The organism is Geobacillus thermopakistaniensis (assembly GCF_000498995.1).
GTDB lineage: Bacteria > Bacillota > Bacilli > Bacillales > Anoxybacillaceae > Geobacillus > Geobacillus thermoleovorans.
In genome coordinates, this window is the sequence record NZ_AYSF01000012.1 from 1 (window position 1) to 1707 (window position 1707).

Annotated in this window: 2 pseudogenes; both read right to left on the bottom strand. The window is 49.8% G+C overall.

Going from position 1 to position 1707, the window contains the following annotated elements:
* Nucleotides 1–474 precede the first annotated feature (474 nt).
* Nucleotides 475–966 (bottom strand): annotated as a pseudogene (locus T260_RS1000000141120) (transposase); the annotation flags it as partial.
* A gap of 137 nt (nucleotides 967–1103) precedes the next feature.
* A pseudogene (locus T260_RS01000000137805) lies at nucleotides 1104–1707 on the bottom strand (transposase); the annotation flags it as partial.

Genomic DNA, 1707 nt, shown 5'->3' on the forward strand with positions numbered 1-1707 from the left:
CAATTAAAAAAACATATGATTGACGAAGACATTGTGCGTATGGCAGCCGAAGAAATGGGGTACTGACACAGCAGGGGCTGATCGGCCCCTGTTATGTTTCATCCCGATCCATCCTCATTCTAGTTAATCATCCGAAATAATGTGCAAATGTTCGGAAATAATCTGCAAAACCTGGAATAATTCGCAAAGATTTTGCACATTATTTCCGAATCCGTCCGAAATAATTTGAAAAAGGGATTCTGAAATAATGTGCTAATTTACAAGATGGCGGACTTGCTTTGCCTATAATCGGTAAAGGGGCTTGTCTCACCAGTATCATAGTCAACTATTACAGTATGATCAAAATAGTTTATATCACTTGGAATAGAAAGTTGAATATCCCTTATAACAGTCATTTTTTCACTTCCTTTTACTGTAGATGAGCATTTTTCATTACAATAATTTCTATGGTTAGAGAGACAAACAGGGTACCCCTTACGCGATACGGAGCTGTTTTTTGATCACATCAATGGGAATATCTTGCTTTGCAGCGTCATAAATGAACTCGACGACGCTGTGGTCTTTCCGCGACCGAAGAAGCTCCAGCCCGGTGGAGAGGTTTTGTCGGGATTCGGCGATGCTGTACACGCAGGCCAATAAAACGGTCACCCAATACCGTTTTACCGCCCGAACGTGACGGACTCGGTATCCATCCAGCTTCAGTTGATCTTTCGCCTGCCGGAAAAAGCACTCGATCGTCCAGCGCTGGGCGTAGTAACGCAAGATGTCTTCGTCCCCGAGTTCCCGGTCGGTGCTCAAGATGCAATGAAGATGTTCCGGCGCCATCGGCTGATCCGCCTTCCAAGCCAGCAGCACCACCGCGTCATCGAGGCCATGGATGGCCCCCTCATAGCGATACACGCGATAACGCTCCTGCCCCACCGTGACGAGGCGGGGGTCTTTGGACTCGATATAGCGGGNGAGTTCAGACGTGTGCTCTTCCGATCTTGATCCGCCTTCCAAGCCAGCAGCACCACCGCGTCATCGAGGCCATGGATGGCCCCCTCATAGCGATACACGCGATAACGCTCCTGCCCCACCGTGACGAGGCGGGTGTCTTTGGACTCGATATAGCGGGCAAACTGCTTGGCTTGGATGGCGATGCCTTTCGGGTAGAGAATCCGGTTCGTCTTGAGCATCGCGATGACATGGAATCCCTGTTTCAGACAGGCTTCGATGAGCTTCTTAGACGGATGCCACGAATCCATGAGCACATACACCGGCTGAACCCGCTTCACCTTGAGCGAGGAAAGCATCTCAATCGCCAGGTCGATCTTGCTTTTTCCCGCTTTCTTGTCATACAGGCGGAACGCAAATGGGAACGCCTGCGTGAAGGTGTGCACCATCAGNCGATCTTGCTTTTTCCCGCTTTCTTGTCATACAGGCGGAACGCAAATGGGAACGCCTGCGTGAAGGTGTGCACCATCAGCCAAACGAGCAAATGCCCCCAGACCGATTGATGATCTTTATGCGAGTAGTGCCAGTCGCACCCTTGAATGGCGTGCGCAGCCCGTGACGAAGGCTTTGTTTTTTGGCAAATCGTATCATCAATCGAAACAAAAAGGGGTTGATTCTTCCTTTTGGCCAGTCGTTCGACCTGGGAAAGGATCCACTCTTGAAGCTTCCCAAGCAGCCTTTCCTCGTTCCAAGGGCTTTTCGTGAAAAAGT